This window comes from Rhodococcus sp. DMU2021, assembly GCF_019641445.1.
Classification (GTDB): Bacteria; Actinomycetota; Actinomycetes; order Mycobacteriales; family Mycobacteriaceae; genus Rhodococcus; species Rhodococcus pyridinivorans.
In genome coordinates, this window is record NZ_JAIFKB010000012.1 from 132,904 (window position 1) to 149,764 (window position 16,861).

At 68.5% G+C, this 16,861-nt stretch carries 15 protein-coding genes; 1 reads left to right on the forward strand and 14 read right to left on the reverse strand.

Annotated features, from left to right (window positions below; all coding sequences use genetic code 11):
* Positions 1 to 170 precede the first annotated feature (170 nt).
* Positions 171 to 722, forward strand: a complete 552-nt coding sequence (locus tag K3M35_RS17260) for an Rv3235 family protein (RefSeq protein ID WP_064060257.1) — start codon at positions 171 to 173, stop codon at positions 720 to 722.
* A 92-nt stretch (positions 723 to 814) separates the two neighbouring features.
* Here the strand turns inward: K3M35_RS17260 and secA are convergent, their stop codons facing one another.
* The 14 genes from secA to K3M35_RS17330 all read right to left on the reverse strand — a co-directional run bounded on the left by secA (position 815) and on the right by K3M35_RS17330 (position 16,787).
* Complete coding sequence (secA, locus tag K3M35_RS17265; RefSeq protein WP_374107773.1) at positions 815 to 3,655, reverse strand: preprotein translocase subunit SecA; 2,841 nt, start codon at positions 3,653 to 3,655, stop codon at positions 815 to 817.
* Positions 3,656 to 3,839: 184 nt separating this feature from the next.
* Entirely contained in the window at positions 3,840 to 4,508 is a 669-nt protein-coding gene (hpf, locus tag K3M35_RS17270) for a ribosome hibernation-promoting factor, HPF/YfiA family (RefSeq protein ID WP_024101500.1), read from the reverse strand.
* 235 nt (positions 4,509 to 4,743) lie between these two features.
* A complete protein-coding gene (locus K3M35_RS17275; protein WP_033097095.1) occupies positions 4,744 to 5,388 on the reverse strand; it encodes a ComF family protein in 645 nt (214 codons plus the stop codon).
* Positions 5,389 to 5,440: 52 nt separating this feature from the next.
* The gene (gene lpqB / locus K3M35_RS17280) at positions 5,441 to 7,225 is read right to left on the reverse strand and encodes an MtrAB system accessory lipoprotein LpqB (RefSeq protein ID WP_220666779.1); all 1,785 of its coding nucleotides are present in this window, start codon (positions 7,223 to 7,225) and stop codon (positions 5,441 to 5,443) included.
* Positions 7,222 to 8,871 (reverse strand): MtrAB system histidine kinase MtrB, encoded by a 1,650-nt coding sequence (gene mtrB, locus K3M35_RS17285; RefSeq protein ID WP_019288499.1) that lies wholly within the window; start codon positions 8,869 to 8,871, stop codon positions 7,222 to 7,224. Before mtrB ends, lpqB begins: the two co-directional genes overlap by 4 nt.
* Before the next feature lie 68 nt (positions 8,872 to 8,939).
* Positions 8,940 to 9,617 (reverse strand): MtrAB system response regulator MtrA, encoded by a 678-nt coding sequence (gene mtrA / locus K3M35_RS17290; RefSeq protein WP_024101503.1) that lies wholly within the window; start codon positions 9,615 to 9,617, stop codon positions 8,940 to 8,942.
* Positions 9,618 to 9,622: 5 nt separating this feature from the next.
* Positions 9,623 to 10,288 carry a dTMP kinase gene (locus K3M35_RS17295; RefSeq protein ID WP_220666780.1) on the reverse strand — a complete coding sequence of 222 codons (666 nt, stop codon included), beginning with the start codon at positions 10,286 to 10,288 and terminating at the stop codon, positions 9,623 to 9,625.
* Positions 10,289 to 10,344: 56 nt separating this feature from the next.
* On the reverse strand, positions 10,345 to 11,814 hold the full coding sequence (gene ahcY / locus K3M35_RS17300; protein ID WP_006550214.1) for an adenosylhomocysteinase: 1,470 nt from the start codon (positions 11,812 to 11,814) through the stop codon (positions 10,345 to 10,347).
* Positions 11,815 to 11,942: 128 nt separating this feature from the next.
* Positions 11,943 to 12,548 carry a TetR/AcrR family transcriptional regulator gene (locus K3M35_RS17305; protein ID WP_039584805.1) on the reverse strand — a complete coding sequence of 202 codons (606 nt, stop codon included), beginning with the start codon at positions 12,546 to 12,548 and terminating at the stop codon, positions 11,943 to 11,945.
* A gap of 69 nt (positions 12,549 to 12,617) precedes the next feature.
* The gene (locus K3M35_RS17310) at positions 12,618 to 12,803 is read right to left on the reverse strand and encodes a rubredoxin (protein WP_019288502.1); all 186 of its coding nucleotides are present in this window, start codon (positions 12,801 to 12,803) and stop codon (positions 12,618 to 12,620) included.
* On the reverse strand, positions 12,800 to 12,967 hold the full coding sequence (locus K3M35_RS17315) for a rubredoxin (RefSeq protein WP_006550211.1): 168 nt from the start codon (positions 12,965 to 12,967) through the stop codon (positions 12,800 to 12,802). Before K3M35_RS17315 ends, K3M35_RS17310 begins: the two co-directional genes overlap by 4 nt.
* 2 nt (positions 12,968 to 12,969) lie before the next feature.
* The gene (locus tag K3M35_RS17320; protein ID WP_006550210.1) at positions 12,970 to 14,214 is read right to left on the reverse strand and encodes an alkane 1-monooxygenase; all 1,245 of its coding nucleotides are present in this window, start codon (positions 14,212 to 14,214) and stop codon (positions 12,970 to 12,972) included.
* 210 nt (positions 14,215 to 14,424) lie between these two features.
* Positions 14,425 to 15,702, reverse strand: a complete 1,278-nt coding sequence (gene manA / locus K3M35_RS17325) for a mannose-6-phosphate isomerase, class I (RefSeq protein WP_217579629.1) — start codon at positions 15,700 to 15,702, stop codon at positions 14,425 to 14,427.
* The gene (locus tag K3M35_RS17330; protein ID WP_033097092.1) at positions 15,702 to 16,787 is read right to left on the reverse strand and encodes a hypothetical protein; all 1,086 of its coding nucleotides are present in this window, start codon (positions 16,785 to 16,787) and stop codon (positions 15,702 to 15,704) included. The genes manA and K3M35_RS17330 overlap by 1 nt, the downstream gene beginning before the upstream one ends.
* Positions 16,788 to 16,861: the final 74 nt, after the last annotated feature.

A 16,861-nucleotide genomic window follows, 5' to 3' on the forward strand; every position in this document is an offset into this window, starting at 1 on the left:
ACACCACCGTAGGTCCTGGACGTCCTGCTCGCGCAGCGCATCCCGCGCGCGTCGAACCGGGACCGTCGCCCGGAGATGTGGCATCATGTGCGCGGTTCGTCCTCTCCCGAACCGATCCGCCGTCACGGTGTCACCGTGACGATCCGTTCTCATGCCCTTCGGGAGAGCCCATGTCGCATCACACCGGGCGCTACGTGCGCCGCCTCACCCGCCTCGAACCTCCGGTCGAGGAGAGCTGCCACCGTCCCCGCAGCCACGTCGCCCGTCGGCCCACGCCGCACGACGGACGCTCGGGACGCGCCACGCTCCGCCGCGGCGGAACCGGACGCCCGGCCGAGGGCCCGAGCATCGAAGGCCCGGCCACAGAGCCGAGCGACCGACCCGCGATCGTGCTCGATCCGGGTGTCGTGCGGGTTGCGGAGACGGCGGTGCGCCTGGTCCTCGAGGTCGTCGACGGCCGCCGTCCCGCGGTGCAGTCCACCACGGTCCTCGATCCGCGTCTCGTCGCGACGATCACCGCGGGCCGGCCTCCGCGTGCCGGACGCAGCACCGCGATACTGCTGCGGACGCGGGTGCGTCCCGTCGACGCCGACACCGTGGAACTGTTCGGCAGCTACGGTCGCGGGGACCGGGTGTTCGCCTTCGCCGGCCGGATGGTGCGCAAGCGTCCCCGTCCTCGTGCTCCGCACCGTTGGACGATCACGACCCTGTGGCTCGGGTGAGCCACAGGGTCGTGGGGTGGTCGTGAGTCTTCGACTCAGCGCCTACGTGAGTCTTCGACTCAGCGCCTACGTGAGTCTTCGACTCAGCGCGTTCAGCGTCGCCGGTTGGTCTTCGCATCGCGCCGGGCCGCGGCACGACGCTCCTTGCGGGTGCCCGCCTGCCTGGGCGCGGAGCGCGCGTCGGAACCGGCGGTCGTACGCGCGACGTGGGCGCGGCCGTCCTCGTCGGGACCGGTGTAGGTCAGACGCCGCTCGGTCTCGTCGAGACCCTTGGCCCGCAGCGCGGTCGGTGCGGGCTCCGCCTGCGCCGCCGGGGCCGGCTGTGCCTGTTGTGCCGCCGGGGCCGGCTGTGCCTGTTGTGCCGCCGGGGCCGGCTGTGCGGGTCGGGCGGGAGCAGCCTTGGCGAGGCTCGGGGACGCCTGCGCGGCGGCCGCCGCAGAGGCCGGCGTGACCGCCACACCCGCGGACTGCTGCTGTTGCGCGGCCTCGACCTGGAGGTTGAACAGGAATCCGACCGATTCCTCCTTCAGGCCCTCGAGCATCGCGGTGAACATGTCGAAGCCCTCGCGCTGGTACTCGACGAGCGGATCACGCTGCGCCATCGCGCGCAGGCCGATGCCCTCCTTGAGGTAGTCCATCTCGTAGAGGTGCTCGCGCCACTTGCGGTCGAGAACCGACAACAGCACGCGACGCTCGAGTTCGCGCATCGCGTTCTCACCGGCAATGGCCTCGAGTTCGGCCTCGCGACGTGCGTAGGCGGCGCGGGCGTCCTCGAGAAGGACCTCGAGCAGACCGTTGCGGTCGAGGTCCTCGTTCTCGGCGACGAGCGTCTTGTGGTCGACACCCACCGGGTAGAGGGTCTTGAGCGCCGTCCACAGCTGCTCGAGATCCCAGTCCTCGACGTAGCCCTCGGCGGTCGCACCGTCGACGTAGGCGGTGATCACGTCGGTGAGCATGTGCTGCACCTGACCCTCGAGGTCCTCGCCGCGCAGGATCCGGCGACGCTCCTCGTAGATGACGGTGCGCTGCTGGTTCATCACCTCGTCGTACTTGAGGACATTCTTGCGGATCTCGAAGTTCTGCTGCTCGACCTGCGTCTGCGCGCTCTTGATGGCCTTGGAGACCATCTTCGCCTCGATCGGCACGTCGTCGGGCAGGTTCAGTCGCGTCATGATCGACTCGAGCGCGGCGCCGTTGAAGCGTCGCATCAACTCGTCGCCGAGCGAGAGGTAGAACCGCGACTCGCCCGGATCACCCTGACGACCGGAACGGCCACGGAGCTGGTTGTCGATACGACGCGACTCGTGCCGTTCGGTGCCGAGCACATACAGGCCACCGGCCGCTCGCACCTTCTCGGCGTCGGCCTTCGACTCGGCCTTGATCCGCTCGAGGGTCTCGTCCCAGGCCGCCTCGTACTCGTCCGGCGTGTTGACCGGGTCGAGGCCGCGCTTGCGCAGCTCGATGTCGGCGAGGATATCGGGGTTGCCGCCGAGCACGACGTCGGTACCGCGACCGGCCATGTTCGTCGCGACCGTCACCGCGCCGGACCGGCCGGCCTGCGCGATGATCTGCGCTTCCTGCTCGTGGAACTTCGCGTTGAGCACGCTGTGCGGCACACCGCGCTTGGTGAACTGCCGCGACAGGTATTCCGACCGCTCGACGCTCGTCGTACCGATGAGGACCGGCTGGCCCTTCTCGTGACGCTCGACGACGTCGTCGACGACGGCCGCGAACTTCGCTTCCTCGGTCTTGTAGATCAGATCGCCCTGGTCGACGCGCACCATCGGGCGGTTGGTCGGGATCGGGATGACACCCAGGCTGTAGATCTGGTGGAGCTCGGCGGCCTCGGTCTCGGCCGTACCGGTCATGCCCGACAGCTTGTCGTACAGGCGGAAGTAGTTCTGCAGCGTGATCGTGGCGAGCGTCTGGTTCTCGGCCTTGATCTCGACGCCTTCCTTTGCCTCGATCGCCTGGTGCATGCCCTCGTTGTAGCGGCGGCCCGACAGGACGCGGCCGGTGAACTCGTCGACGATGACGACCTCGCCGTTGCGGACGATGTAGTCCTTGTCCTTGGCGTAGAGCTCCTTGGCCTTGATGGCGTTGTTGAGGTAGCTCACCAGCGGCGAGTTGGCCGCCTCGTACAGGTTGTCGATGCCGAGCTGGTCCTCGACGAACTCGACGCCGGCCTCGTGCACACCGACGGTCCGCTTGCGGATGTCGATCTCGTAGTGCACCTCGGGCTTGAGCAGCTTGGCGATGCGCGCGAACTCGGAGTACCACTTGCTCGACGCGTCGGCGGGACCCGAGATGATCAGCGGGGTCCGGGCCTCGTCGATGAGGATCGAATCGACCTCGTCGACGATCGCGAAGTTGTGGCCACGCTGGACGAGATCGTCGAGCGAGTGCGTCATGTTGTCGCGCAGGTAGTCGAAACCGAACTCGTTGTTGGTGCCGTAGGTGATGTCCGCGGAGTAGGCCGCGCGGCGCTGGGCCGGGGTCATGCCGGACAGGATCACGTCGGTCTCGAGTCCGAGGGAACGGTGCACGCGGCCCATCCACTCGGCGTCGCGCTTGGCGAGGTAGTCGTTCACGGTGACGACGTGGACGCCGTCGCCGGAGATCGCGTTGAGGTAGGCCGGCAGCACGCAGGTGAGGGTCTTGCCCTCACCGGTCTTCATCTCGGAGATGTTGCCGAAGTGCAGCGCCGCGCCACCCATGATCTGGACGAGATAGTGCTTCTGGCCGAGCACACGGAAGGACGCCTCCCGGGCGGTCGCGAAGGCTTCCGGAAGCAGATCGTCGAGCGTCTCGCCGTCCTGGTAGCGGCTCCGGAACTCGTCCGTCTTGGCACGGAGCTCGGCGTCGGTCAGGGCCTCGAAGTCCGGGGAGAGGGAATCGACATGCTCGGCGATGTGCTTGAGCCGCTTGACCATGCGACCTTCACCGATCCGGAGCAGCTTCGTCAGCGACAGCACTGGTGTGTTCGTCCTCAATCTCGGGTACCTGCACGGACAAGAAATCCGGCCGAGGCCTTGTTGGACCCCGGCCGGATTCCATGGTAGGCGCTGCGCGGGAGTGACCGCGATGGCGAGGTGCCTTCGGTCACTCCCTGCAGTGTCACACGAGCCTGATCAGACCGTAGTCGAAGGCGTGTCGCCGGTAGACCACGGACGGCTTGTCCGTCTCCTTGTCGTGGAACAGGTAGAAGTCGTGACCGACGAGTTCCATCTCGTAGAGGGCGTCGTCGACGGTCATCGGCGCAGCGTTGTGTTCCTTCGTCCGGACGATGCGACCGGGACCGTCCTGAGGCTCCTTCTCGCTGTCGCCGAGCGACAGGTCGGGCGAGATCGCGAGCTCGTCATCCTGGGCGAGGGCCGCGGTGGCTTCCGCCACGGACACGGGCGTCTTCTCACCGTAGGAGACCTTGCGGCGCTCCTTCGTCCGTCGCAGGCGCGATTCGAGCTTGCTGATCACAGACTCGAAGGCAGCGTAGAAGCTGTCGGCACTGGCCTCGGCGCGTACGACAGGTCCCTTTCCGCGGGCAGTGATCTCGACCCGCTGACAACTCTTCCTCTGACGCCTGTTGCGTTCGTGTTGCAACTCGACGTCGAAGATGAAGATCGTCGGATCGAAACGTTCGAGCCGAGCGAGTTTCTCGGAGACGTAGATCCGGAAGTGATCGGGGACCTCGACGTTGCGTCCTTTCACGACAACGTCGGCACGTGGGCCTTCCGTGGCTGCATCGGCCTCTGCAACGGAACCTCTGGACTTCGAAGGGGTCGTCACGCGTACCTCCCGAGTTACGGCCGGCGCAGCCCGCGCGCCGGCATGATGTATGAGCGCGAGAGCGCGCTCACCCGGAATCGGAAGAACAGGCGTTTCCACCCGTCTACCTTGTTGTTTCCGGGTCTGATGGCGACGGTAGTACGTAACGCGGAGGTGTGCCACCGTTCCCGCGCGATTTCCCATCGCGTCGCCTTCCGGTCACTCGGTGAGGTACTTTCCGGGCCCGTCCGCGGGCTCACGCGTGGGCGACCACGAGCACTCCGAGAGGGTCGAATCCGGCGCGTCGGAGTGCCCGCACCGACTCGCGCGCGGTGGTTCCGGTGGTGAGCACGTCGTCGACGACGAGGACCGGGATCGTGCGCGGCAGACCGTCGGCGCGCACCCCGACACGGCCGGCGAGGTTGCGCTGCCTGTCGGCTGCCGAGAGCCCCACCGAATCACGCACCCCGGCCGCCACACTCAGGATCGGATGCACGTGGAGGCGACGGTCGTGGGTCGCGGCGGCCCGGGCGGCACGCGTGACGGGATCGCCTCCGCGTGCCCGCGCCGCACGCGTCCGGGTGGGGGCGGGCGTCACGATCAAGGGACCCTCGGGCAGCTCGCTCCATCGGCGCAGCCGCGCGATCGCGACGGCCCACGCGAGCCCGAGCGGCTCGGCGAGATCCCGGCGGGCACGCTCCTTCGCGACGATCACCGCGCGGCGCCTGGGGCCGGTGTACGGGCCCAGGCTCCACACCGGGGTCCCGGGGTCGACGCGCGGCGCGACGGCCACGGGGTGATCGGAGAGCTCGCGTGCGCACGCCCGGCACCAGCTCGCTCCGGGAGCGGCGCACCCACCGCACCGGGCGGGCAGGACGAGATCGAGAAAGGCGGTGAGCACACCGGGAGTGTGCCCGAAGTCACCGACGCCTGGGCGTCACCGTCGGCACGCTCTAGCCGGGAAGGACCGGGATCGCCGCCATCCCGGCCAGTCCGGGTACCTCGCGCCAGTACCGGTCGCCCGCGGGATCGCGGTTGTTGAGCTGGAAGACCGTCCGGGAATCGGCGACGAACTCGCTGGCCGTCGACGCCTCCACGGCCACCACCGGAGGGGTGAGATTGCGGCTCGGGAGTGCGTCGATGCGTGAGCCGTCCACCGCGACCTGCACGACGGGCACGTCGGCCGACGCGCGGGAGACGACGATCGTGTCGGCCGTGCTCCAGTCCAAGGCGAGCGCGGGACCGCCTAGGCCGAAGCCGATCTCGCGCGGGTTGGCGAGCGAGTACTCGCCGGTCGTGGTCGGTACGACCGTCGCGACGAAGACCCGTCCGTCGATGATCAGGGCGGCGCGGACACCGTCGCGCGACAGGCGCAGTTCGGTGATGCGGTCGCCGAGACCGCGGACCGCGCCCGCCTCCACCCCGACGACGGTGACCCGCCCCGTGCCGGGCTCGCGCACCGCACGCACTACCGCCGTGCCGTTGACGACGGCCCACACCGAGTTGTTGTTCGGTGACCAGGACGGCCGGGTGATCGACTCGCCGTCGACCGCGGGTTCGGCAGCGCCTTCGCTGTAGGCACCGACCATCAGCTGCACGGCCGGCTCCGGTGCCGGTTTCCCGGTGTTCTCGACGGCGGCGACGAGTTCCCCGTCCAGCGACAAGGCGACGGACTGCAGATCGTCGGACATGCCGAAGAAGCTGCGGACCGGTGTCACGCCGGTCTCGGCGACGCTCACCAGCGTCCCGTCGAGCAGCGCGTGCAGGCCCACCGTCACGCTCGATGCGGCAAGGGGGTTCATCGATGCCACGTCGGCGGTGGTCCACCCGTTCGGGAACCGTTCGTCGAGGGGCTGGCCGTCGGCGAGGAGCTGGTACGGGCCGCTGATGTCTGCGTTGGCGAGGGTCCAGATCACCTGCGCGGCGAGCAGTTCGCGATCCTGCCGGCCCATCGAGCCGACCCCCTGGAAGTCGATGCGGATACCGCCGAGTCCGACGCCGACGTCGGTCGTGCGGCCGTCCGCCTTCGTCACCGAGCCGATGACGGTGACGTCCTCGAGGAGATTCTTGACCGCAGGCGCGAGGACCTCTTTCGGCCCTTCGACGAGCAACCCGATCAACTGCGACGCCGTCTGTTCGGGGGTACCCGTGATCCAGCGGGGGTCGGGGACGACGGCGGTGCCGGTCGGGTCGAGGAAGTACAGCGAGCGGCGCTGATAGGTGTTGAGGAAGCGCGGGCGGTCCATGATGACGCCGGCCGGCAACCGGTCGATGCGCCACTCCCCGTCCGTGCGGACCAGGGAGAACCGCGCCTCGAACTCCCCGTCGGCGGGACGGTAGATGCCGCCCTCCTCGAGGTAGCCGACGGTGCTGGCCCGCACCACGTAGGTGGCGCTGTCGCCGTCGCGTTCCTCGACGAGGACGTCGACCTTGTCGACGATCGTCGCGCTCGCCGCGTCGTCCCAGGACTCGGACATCGTGGGGGTGAGGAACTGCCGGGCCGCGCGGTGGCGGTTGGTCGGATCCGTGCTCGCCTGCAGGAAGTCGCGCAGGAGCAGGTCGGGTTCGCGACCGGGCACGGGAGCGGCGACCTCGGTGGTCGCGGGGCCGCGTTCAAGGGTTCCGATGGCCTGCGGTGACGACGAATCCGGCAGCGTGGCGCATCCCGACAGCACGAGTCCGGCCACGGTCAGGAGTACGACGAGCACGCCCGCTGCACGCGGAGTCGAGCGGCTCATGTATTGGCTCCTTCGGACGATGTGCTCGCAGGGTCGGTCGGGATCTCTCCCGTCGAAGGCCGCTCCGGGGTGTCGTCACCCGGCGGGGGCTTGCCCTGCACGGCCTTCGCGGCGCTGGGCACGAGAGGCAGGGGGCTGCGACCCACCTTACGTCCGCGTTCGCGCGGGAGGGTGAGCCGGAAGCTGGCACCTCGTCCCGGTTCGCCCCACGCTTCGAGCTTGCCGTTGTGCAGGTTGGCGTCCTCGACGCTGATCGCGAGACCGAGGCCGGTGCCGCCGGAGCGCCGGACCCGCGACGGATCGGAGCGCCAGAACCGGTTGAAGACGAGTTTCTCCTCCCCCGGTCGCAGGCCCACGCCCTGATCGCGCACGACGAAGGCCGCGGCCGCGTCGTCGGCGCGCAACCGCAGCAGGATGGGTTTGCCCTCGCCGTGATCGATCGCGTTGGCGAGCAGGTTGCGCAGGATGCGTTCGACGCGGCGCGGATCGACGTCGGCCTCGACGGACTCGTCCGGAAGGTCGACGATGAGCTCGGTGGCGGTCTCGCGGGCGAGGTGCCGCACGGTCGAGACGGCGGCACGCGCGCACATCCGCAGATCGAGTCGTTCGGAGGCGAGTTCGGCGACACCCGCGTCGTGCCGGCTGATCTCGAGCAGATCGTTGAGGAGGCTCTCGAAGCGGTCGAGTTCGGCGACGAGCAGTTCGGAGGACCGCTTGAGGACGGGGTCGAGCTCGTCGCTGCCGTCGTGGATGAGGTCGGCGGCCATACGGACGGTCGTGAGCGGGGTGCGCAGTTCGTGGCTCACATCGGAGGTGAACCGTTTCTGCAGGTTGCCGTACTCCTCGAGCTGGGTGATCTGCCGCGACAGGCTCTCGGCCATCTCGTTGAACGACATCGCCAGGCGCGCCATGTCGTCCTCACCGCGGACCGGCATGCGTTCCTTGAGCCGTCCGTCGGCGAAGCGCACGGCGATCCGGGAGGCCGACCGGATGGGCAGCACGACTTGCCGCGCGACGATCATCGAGATCGCGGCCAGCAGCACGAGCAGGACCACGGCACCGACGAGCAGGGTGCCGCGGACGAGGGCGAGGGTGCGTTCCTCACCGCCGAGCGGGAAGACGAGATACAGCTCGAGTGTCGAGATGTCGGAGTCGGTGGGGCTGCCCATGATCAGGGCCGGCCCGGTGTAGCCGTCGGGATCGGCGACCGTCGCGAACTGGTACGCGATCTGCCCGTTCTGGACGAAGGCACGCAGGTTCTGCGGGATCTGGTCGGCGGGCCCGCTCGAGGTGGGGGCCCGCGGACCGTCGCCGGGAACGATCAGGACGGGGTCGAAGGTTCCGGCGACGCCGGTGTCCTGTCCCCCGTCGCTGCCACGGCTGGTGAGGATCGCCGCGGCACCGTCGAGGCGGACCGCGAGCGAACCGGAGTCGTCGGCGCCCGCGAGTTGTCCCTCGACGAGTGCGCGCGAGCGATCCATCTCCTCGGTCGCCGCGTCGATCTTCACTTCGAGCAGTCGGTCGGTGATCTGGCTCGTGAGTACCACTCCGAGCACGAACATGACGATCAGCGACAGCGTGAGGGTCGAGGTCACGACCCGGAGCTGCAGGGATCGTCGCCAGGTGTGCGCGAGTCGGCTGCTCATCGACCGCGACCACCTCACCAGCGGCAGCGTCCTACGCGTGATACGCCGCCGAAGCCGGTAGGTTCGAATCACGGCGGTCCGGCCTTGTAGCCGACCCCCCGCACCGTGAGCACCGCCTCGGGATTCTCGGGATCCTTCTCGACCTTCGCGCGCAGACGCTGGACGTGGACGTTCACGAGCCGGGTGTCGGCGGCGTGCCGGTAACCCCAGACCTGCTCGAGCAGGACCTCACGGGTGAACACCTGGCGCGGCTTGCGTGCGAGCGCCACGAGCAGGTCGAACTCGAGGGGCGTGAGCGAGATCGCCTCGTCGCCGCGGGTGACCTTGTGGGCGGGGACGTCGATGGTGATGTCCCCGATGTTCAGGACCTCCGCCGGTTCCTGCTCGGTGCGACGCAGCCGGGCCCGCACGCGTGCGACGAGCTCCTTCGGCTTGAACGGCTTGACGATGTAGTCGTCGGCGCCCGATTCGAGGCCGAGCACGACGTCGACGGTGTCGGACTTGGCGGTGAGCATCACGATCGGCACACCGGAATCCGCGCGGAGCACACGGCACACGTCGATGCCGTTCATGCCGGGGAGCATGAGGTCGAGCAGGACGAGGTCGGGCCGGATCTCGCGCACGGCACCCAGCGCCTGAGTGCCGTCCCCCACCACGAACGGTTCGAATCCCTCGCCGCGCAGCACGATCGTGAGCATCTCGGCCAGCGCGGTGTCGTCGTCGACTACCAGAATCCTCGGCTTCATAGCCTCTATCGTGTCACCCCTCGAGCGTCGTGAAGCAGATTTGAGATGTCAACGGCGAGTTGTCGCGGGGAGGTCTGCGGGCCTGCGACCTCCCACGGAGACATCCACTGCTGCTGCGCGAGCCCGTCGTAGACCGCGCCGGTGCGCTCCTGCAGACCGGCATCGCGCTCGTAGGCGTCGCGATCGCGGTCGACCTCGGTCGCGGCGCGGTTACGGGCACGCTCGGCGGCGAGGGTGACCGGAACGCGGAGCAGCACCTGCAGATCGGGCACCGGAAGCCCGAACCGTTCGAACTCGAGACGGCGGATCCACTCCACCGCCGGGCCGGTCGCATCCTGGTTCCGGCGCGCCGCGGTGTACGCGGCGTTGGACGCGACGTACCGGTCGAGCAGCACGATATCGTTGTCGGCGAGCAGCTTCCGCAGCTCGTCGGCAGCATCGCGACGGTCGAGCGCCCACAGCAACGCCATCGCCTCGACGCTCGAGGCGGTGTCGCCGTGCTGCCCGCGCAACGCCTCCGCGCCCAGATCGGCGTGGATCGACTGCCCGTACCGCGGGAAGGCCAGCGTCGCGACCTTCCGTCCGGCCTCGCGCCAGGTCTCGACGAGACCGGCGGACAAGGTCCGCTTGCCGGCCCCATCGAGACCCTCGACGACGATCAGATCACCCATGTGCCCTGTGATTTCCGATCACTCATGCGCTCTGCGTTCCCGTCGCGTTGCCGGGATCAGTAGCGGTAGTGCTCGGGCTTGTACGGGCCCTCGACGTCGACGCCGATGTACTCGGCCTGCTCCTTGGTCAGCTTCGTGATCTGTCCGCCGAGTGCCTCGACGTGGATCTTCGCGACCTTCTCGTCGAGGTGCTTGGGCAGGCGGTAGACCTCGTTGTCGTACTGGTCGGGCTTGGTCCACAGCTCGATCTGGGCGATCACCTGGTTGGCGAACGAGTTGCTCATCACGAAGGAGGGGTGGCCCGTGGCGTTGCCCAGGTTGAGCAGGCGGCCCTCCGACAGGACGATGATCGAATGGCCGTCGGCGAAGGTGAACTCGTCGACCTGCGGCTTGATGTTGATCCGCGTGACGTCGGCGGCCCGCTCGAGGCCGGCCATGTCGATCTCGTTGTCGAAGTGGCCGATGTTGCCGAGGATGGCCTGGTGCTTCATCGCCTTCATGTGCTCGAAGGTGATGATGTCCTTGTTGCCCGTGGCGGTGATGACGATGTCGGCCTGGCCGATGAAGTCCTCGACCGTCACGACGTCGTAGCCGTCCATCATGGCCTGCAGGGCGTTGATCGGGTCGACCTCGGTGACCGAGACGCGTGCGCCCTGGCCGCGCAGGGCCTCGGCGCAGCCCTTGCCGACGTCGCCGTAACCGCACACGAGCGCGGCCTTGCCGCCGATGAGGACGTCGGTGCCGCGGTTGATGCCGTCGAGCAGCGAGTGCCGGGTGCCGTACTTGTTGTCGAACTTGCTCTTGGTGACCGAGTCGTTGACGTTGATCGCGGGGAACGCGAGCTCGCCGGCCGCGGAGAGCTGGTACAGGCGCAGGACGCCCGTGGTGGTCTCCTCCGTGACGCCCTTGACGGACTCGGCGACGGTGGTCCACTTCTTCGAGTCGGCCGCGAGCGAGCGGCGCAGCAGCTCGAGGAAGACCTTGTACTCTGCGGAGTCCTGCTCTTCGTCGCTCGGCGGGACGACGCCGGCCTTCTCGAACTGGGCGCCCTTGAGCACGAGCATCGTGGCGTCGCCGCCGTCGTCGAGGATCATGTTGGCGGGTTCGCCGGGCCAGGTGAGCATCTGCTCGGCCGCCCACCAGTACTCTTCGAGGGTCTCGCCCTTCCAGGCGAACACCGGGACGCCCTTGGGCTCCTCGGGGGTGCCGTGCGGGCCGACGACGACGGCCGCGGCGGCGTGGTCCTGGGTGGAGAAGATGTTGCATGACGCCCAGCGCACCTGCGCGCCGAGGGAGACGAGCGTTTCGATGAGCACAGCGGTCTGGACCGTCATGTGCAGCGAGCCGGAGATCCGTGCGCCCTTCAGCGGCTGCACCTCCGCGTACTCGCGACGCAGCGCCATCAGGCCCGGCATCTCGTGTTCGGCGAGCCGGATCTCCTTGCGCCCGAACTCGGCGAGGGACAGATCGGCGACCTTGAAATCGAGACCGTTGACCCGGTCGGCTACGAGCGTGGTGTCAGACACGTGCAGATGCCTCTTCCTGTCGGCAGACGATGTTGGTTCCAGGCTATACAACCTGCGCAAGAAGAGGCCCGGCAGATCGTCCCCCGACGGGATCCGTCCGCCGCACCTTCCGGTACGACGCCCGGACGTCAACCGCGTATGGCGGCCCGTTCGACGAACGGCACGAGCAGATCGGCGAGGTCGGCGGCGACATCACGCCCCGAGGCCGGGGGCATCGAGACGAAGCTCAGCGCGACCCGCACGACAGCGCGCGCGAGGATCCCCGCGTCGGATTCGGACGCCGCGATCCAGCTGTGGTGGAAGGTCTCCGTGAGGCGACCGGCGCCCCGCTCGAGGATGGGGGCGGCGTCGGTGGTGATCAACCGCAGCAGGTCGGGTTTGGCCTCCCCGCTCAGCAGCGACTGCACCAGGGGGTCGGCGGCGGACGCCTCGAAGAAGAAGGTGAATCCGTCCACGAGCGCGGCCCGCGCGTCGCCGACGTGGGCGTACACCGAATCGGCCACCGCATCGACGAACTCGTCGACCAGACGCAGCGCATATCCCTGGGCGAGCCCCTGCCGGGAGGAGAACTCCTTGTACAGGGTCTGCCGGCTGATACCGGCGGCTCGGGCGACGTCGCTCATGGTGACGGCCGACCAGTCGCGTTCGTGTAGCAGCTCGCGCATGGCGTCGAGGATCGTCGAGCGCAGCAGCACCCGACTTGCCTCGTGGAAGGGAACCCGCGCGTTCGGCATGGTGGGAACGTTCTCACGCACGGATGTGCTCGTCAAAGCAAGACGGGTAGTGATCCCCCGTGCAGCGGTTCACCGGCGGACGATCTCGACCATCTCGAAGTCGGCCTTGGCGGCGCCGCAGTCCGGGCACGACCAGTCGTCGGGGATGTCCTCCCACCGGGTGCCGGGTCCGATGCCCTCGTCGGGCCACCCTTCGGCCTCGTCGTATTCGAATCCGCAGACGAGACAACGGAACAGACGGTAGTCGGTACTCACTGGGTGTACTCCTCGAAATCGGTCTTCTCCCGGACTCCGCAGTCGGGACACGGCCAGTCGTCGGGCACGTCGGACCACGGGGTGCCGGCCGGAAAGCCCTCACGGGGAACGCCGGCGGTCTCGTCGTACACGAACTCACAGACGGGACAGCGGTAGGACGCCACGATCACTCCCCTTCCGCAGTAGTGGGATCCGATGCTCCGTAGCGGGCCAGGATCTTCTCGCGTCGACGCGGTTCGATGTTGACGCGGGTGATGTCGCCGTCGTAGTGGTCGAGCACGCGGTGGTCCATGACCTTGCGCCACAGCGGCGGGATGTAGGCGAGGGTGATCATCGTCGCGTAACCCGCGGGCAGTTGCGGTGAGATCTCCATGCTGCGCAGGGTCTGGTAGCGCCGCGTGGGGTTGGCGTGATGGTCGCTGTGCCGCTGCAGGTGGTACAGGAAGATGTTCGTCACCAGGTGGTCACTGTTCCAGCTGTGCGCGGGCGAGCAGCGCTCGTAGCGCCCCTTCGCGGTCTTCTGCCGCAGCAGACCGTAGTGCTCGAGATAGTTCACGGCCTCGAGCAACGAGAACCCGAACACCGCCTGGATCACGAGATACGGCGCGATCGACAGACCGAAGACACCGAGGAGCACCGCGTACAGCGCGACGGAGATCGCCCACGCGTTGAGGACGTCGTTGTGCACGCTCCACACCGGCTTGTCGAGCCGTTCGAGGCGGGCCCGTTCGAGGCGCCACGCCGACCGCAGGCTGCCGACGACGCTGCGGGGCAGGAATCGCCAGAAGCTCTCCCCGAACCGGGCAGAGGCCGGATCCTCCGGGGTGGCGACCCGCACGTGGTGGCCGCGATTGTGCTCGATGTAGAAGTGCCCGTAGAACGACGGGGCGAGCGCCCACTTCGACAGTCGCCGTTCGAATTCGATCTTCTTGTGGCCGAGTTCGTGTGCCGTGTTGATACCGATGCCCGCGACCACGCCGACCGAGATCGCGAGTCCGATCTTCGACATCACGCCGAGCCCGCCGTCGATGCCGAGCCAGGACAGGTCGTCGGCCGACCAGAGGTAGCAGGCGAAGACCAGCGACGCGAACTGGAAGGGCAAGTAGAGGTAGGTGCAGTAGCGGTAGAAGCGGTCGTTCTCGAGTTGCTCGAACAACTCGTCGGGTGGGTTCTCGCCGTCGGGGCCGACGAACAGGTCGAGCAGCGGGACGAGGACGTAGATCAGCAGGGGGCCTATCCACCACAGGACCGGGGTGACGCTCTGCAGACCGAGTTCGTTACCGCCCCACACCAGGGCGGCGGCGACGAACAGCGCCGTCGGGGGCACCAGCCCCAGAAGCCACAGATGGCGTTTCCGGTCGCGCCACTGAAGGTCGGGTCGATCCACCGAATCCGCGGATGCCGTACTCATGTCGGGTCTCCTTCATCACCGTTGATGGCGCCGGGCACGCCACCGCACGGTGACGCACACCACTCATATCTTGACCCTAGGCCACTGTTCGTCCTAGGTCTAGACATATAGCCGATTTTGTAAATCTCACGAAGGTGCATCCGGAAACGACGAAGGCGAGCCCGTGCGGGCTCGCCTTCGGTTCGATTCCGTCCCTACCGGGACTCTGCTTCAGGACTCGTCGGTCGCCGATCCCGGCATCTCCCCGAGCCGGGCCCGGAAGACCTGGGTGTCCGCGGCACAACCGTGGACGGTCGGATTCCGGTCGCACGCCGACAACCACGCCGAGTCGCCGGGCCTCAGCGTCACCGACTCGCCGTCGCACTCGACGCGGGCATCGCCTGCGGTGCACAGCAGGATCTGTGGTCCGTCGGCACCGACCCCGAGGGCGTCGCCCGCGCCGAGATCGATGCGGGACAACGCGAACTCCGGTGCCGGGGTGCGGTAGCGGCGTTCGATCGGACTCTGCCCCGACCCGGTCTCCGCCGAGGCCTCCGGCACGGCTTCGAGAATCGGCACCGAGGCCGCACCGAAGTCGAGCACCCGCAGCAGTTCGGGCACGTCCACGTGCTTCGGGGTGAGACCACCGCGCAGCACGTTGTCGGAGTTCGCCATGACCTCGACACCCATGCCGTGCAGGTAGGCGTGCAGATTTCCCGCGTCGAGGTACAGGCCCTCGCCCGGCTGCAGGGTGATGCGGTTGAGCAGCAGCGAGGCGAGCACTCCGGCGTCGCCGGGATAGAAGTCCGCCAGCTGCAGGGCCGTGCGTACCTCCGGAACGAAATCGCGTTCGCCGTCCCGTCCGGCCGCGAGATAGGTGACGCAACCGTCGAGCACACGCGGCAGCAACGCTGCGAGAGCGGGCGGGGGCAACGTGATCCAGGTGGTGAACAGCGCCCGCAGACCGCTCGAATCGGGTTGGCCCGCGAGCAGTCCCACATAGGGGTCGAGTTCCGGCACGGCCAGCGCCTCGAACAGCTCCACGGTCCGTTTCGGGTCACGGAAGCCGGCCAGGGCCTCGAACCGGGTCAGCGCCACCACGAGTTCGGGCTTGTGGCTGGCGTCCTTGTAGTTGCGGACGGGCGAGTCGATCGGGATGCCGAGTGCTTCCTCACGAGCGAAGCCCTCGGCCGCCTGGCCGGCGCTGGGATGCGCCTGCAGCGACAGCGGCTCCTCCGCCGCCAGTAGCTTGAGCAGGAAGGGCAGGCGGGGACCGAACGCCCCCACCGTGCGATCACCGAGGTGTCGCTGCGGATCGGCCGACAACACGTCGAGCAGCGAGTGCTCGTCGCCGTCCGGATCCACCAGCCTGGCGGGATCGGCCGGGTGCGCACCGAGCCACAACTCGGCCTCGGGATGATGGGACGGCACATTGCGGCCACGCAGGGTGGCGATCGCGGTCCGCGATCCCCAGGCGTACGAGCGCACCGCACCTTCGAGTCGGTGCACTATCTCCCCCCTGCCAATCCGAGATATGCGGCCGCCATCTCTGTGCGGACGGTCAACACTGCCACCTGTTCCAGCACGGTCGGAACCGTGCTCGATTCGAATTCTCCGATCACGGACATCAATTCCACATCCGGAAGTGCCGCCGTCCTGCGCTGCGCCGCCGAGCGGTCGGGGTCGGTGCTGAGCACGAACACCCGTGCCGGTGCGATCGGCGCCGGTCCGTCCAGCTCCTCGTCGTGGAAGAACGGGTCGTAGTTCTCACCGCTCGCGGTGACCACATTCGTGAGCCGGTCGCGCGCGACCAGCACGTCGCTCAGTGCCGCAGCGCCGGCGACCACACCCGCCTCCTGGAGCAGGGCCTCCGACGCGTGCCGTGCGAGCACCGTCGTCGCGGCGGAGTCTCCCGCGAACGCCACGCGACGCGACTGCATGCGCACCGCGAGCGACTTTGCGGGATTGTGGAAGACCTCGTTCGCCGGATGATTGCGCGCCGCTTCCTCGTCGGCCGTGTCGGCGACCTCGGCGAGCGGCGGGACACCGGTGATCCGGACGGCGCGCTGCAACACGCCGAGCACCGCACAGAACACCGCGACGTGCCGGGCGAGCACGTACCGGGTCTGGACCCGGACGCGCGGCGGCAACAACATCGCGCGACCGGCCGAGACCGCCCGCACCGGACCTTCGTCGGGGGCGTCGACGACGACCTCAGCGCTGCGACGCAGTCCGGCGTCGATGCTGCGCGCCAACTCTGGATCGCCGGCGTCGTTTCCCGAGACCACCACGACATCGAGCGCGCCGACCCACGGCGGTGTGGTCGGCGCGGAGATCAGCGGTACACCGGCCTGCCCACCGAACATCGCGACGACCAGTTCCGCGGCCGAGCGGGCGCGGGCGTCGGTGCCGACGAAGACCACACTGCGTGGGTGCATGTCGGTGAGCCGGCCGAGCAGACCTTCGTCGACCGCCGCGGCGACCGCGCGGATCTGGGCGCCACCGAGGGCCGCGCTCCTGAGGATGCCGTCGACATCGGCGGCGAGAACACCGCCCGCATCGTCGAAGTCGAACAGCGGTGAGGGTGCCGTCACGACCGCATCACCTTCCTTCCGCCGCCGCGACCTCGGCGAGCCGGCTGACAGGGCCCGGTGGGGCCACCGACCCG

What these genes read in the sequence shown, in the direction of transcription:
- K3M35_RS17305 (WP_039584805.1), bottom strand. Translation starts at nt 12,548, where the DNA reads ATGCCGAACGCGCGGGTTCCCTTCCACGAGGCAAGTCGGGTGCTGCTG.
- K3M35_RS17320 (WP_006550210.1), bottom strand. Translation starts at nt 14,214, where the DNA reads ATGAGTACGGCATCCGCGGATTCGGTGGATCGACCCGACCTTCAGTGG.
- lpqB (WP_220666779.1), bottom strand. Translation starts at nt 7,225, where the DNA reads ATGAGCCGCTCGACTCCGCGTGCAGCGGGCGTGCTCGTCGTACTCCTG.
- secA (WP_374107773.1), bottom strand. Translation starts at nt 3,655, where the DNA reads ATGGTCAAGCGGCTCAAGCACATCGCCGAGCATGTCGATTCCCTCTCC.
- mtrA (WP_024101503.1), bottom strand. Translation starts at nt 9,617, where the DNA reads ATGAAGCCGAGGATTCTGGTAGTCGACGACGACACCGCGCTGGCCGAG.
- K3M35_RS17295 (WP_220666780.1), bottom strand. Translation starts at nt 10,288, where the DNA reads ATGGGTGATCTGATCGTCGTCGAGGGTCTCGATGGGGCCGGCAAGCGG.
- mtrB (WP_019288499.1), bottom strand. Translation starts at nt 8,871, where the DNA reads ATGAGCAGCCGACTCGCGCACACCTGGCGACGATCCCTGCAGCTCCGG.
- K3M35_RS17260 (WP_064060257.1), top strand. Translation starts at nt 171, where the DNA reads ATGTCGCATCACACCGGGCGCTACGTGCGCCGCCTCACCCGCCTCGAA.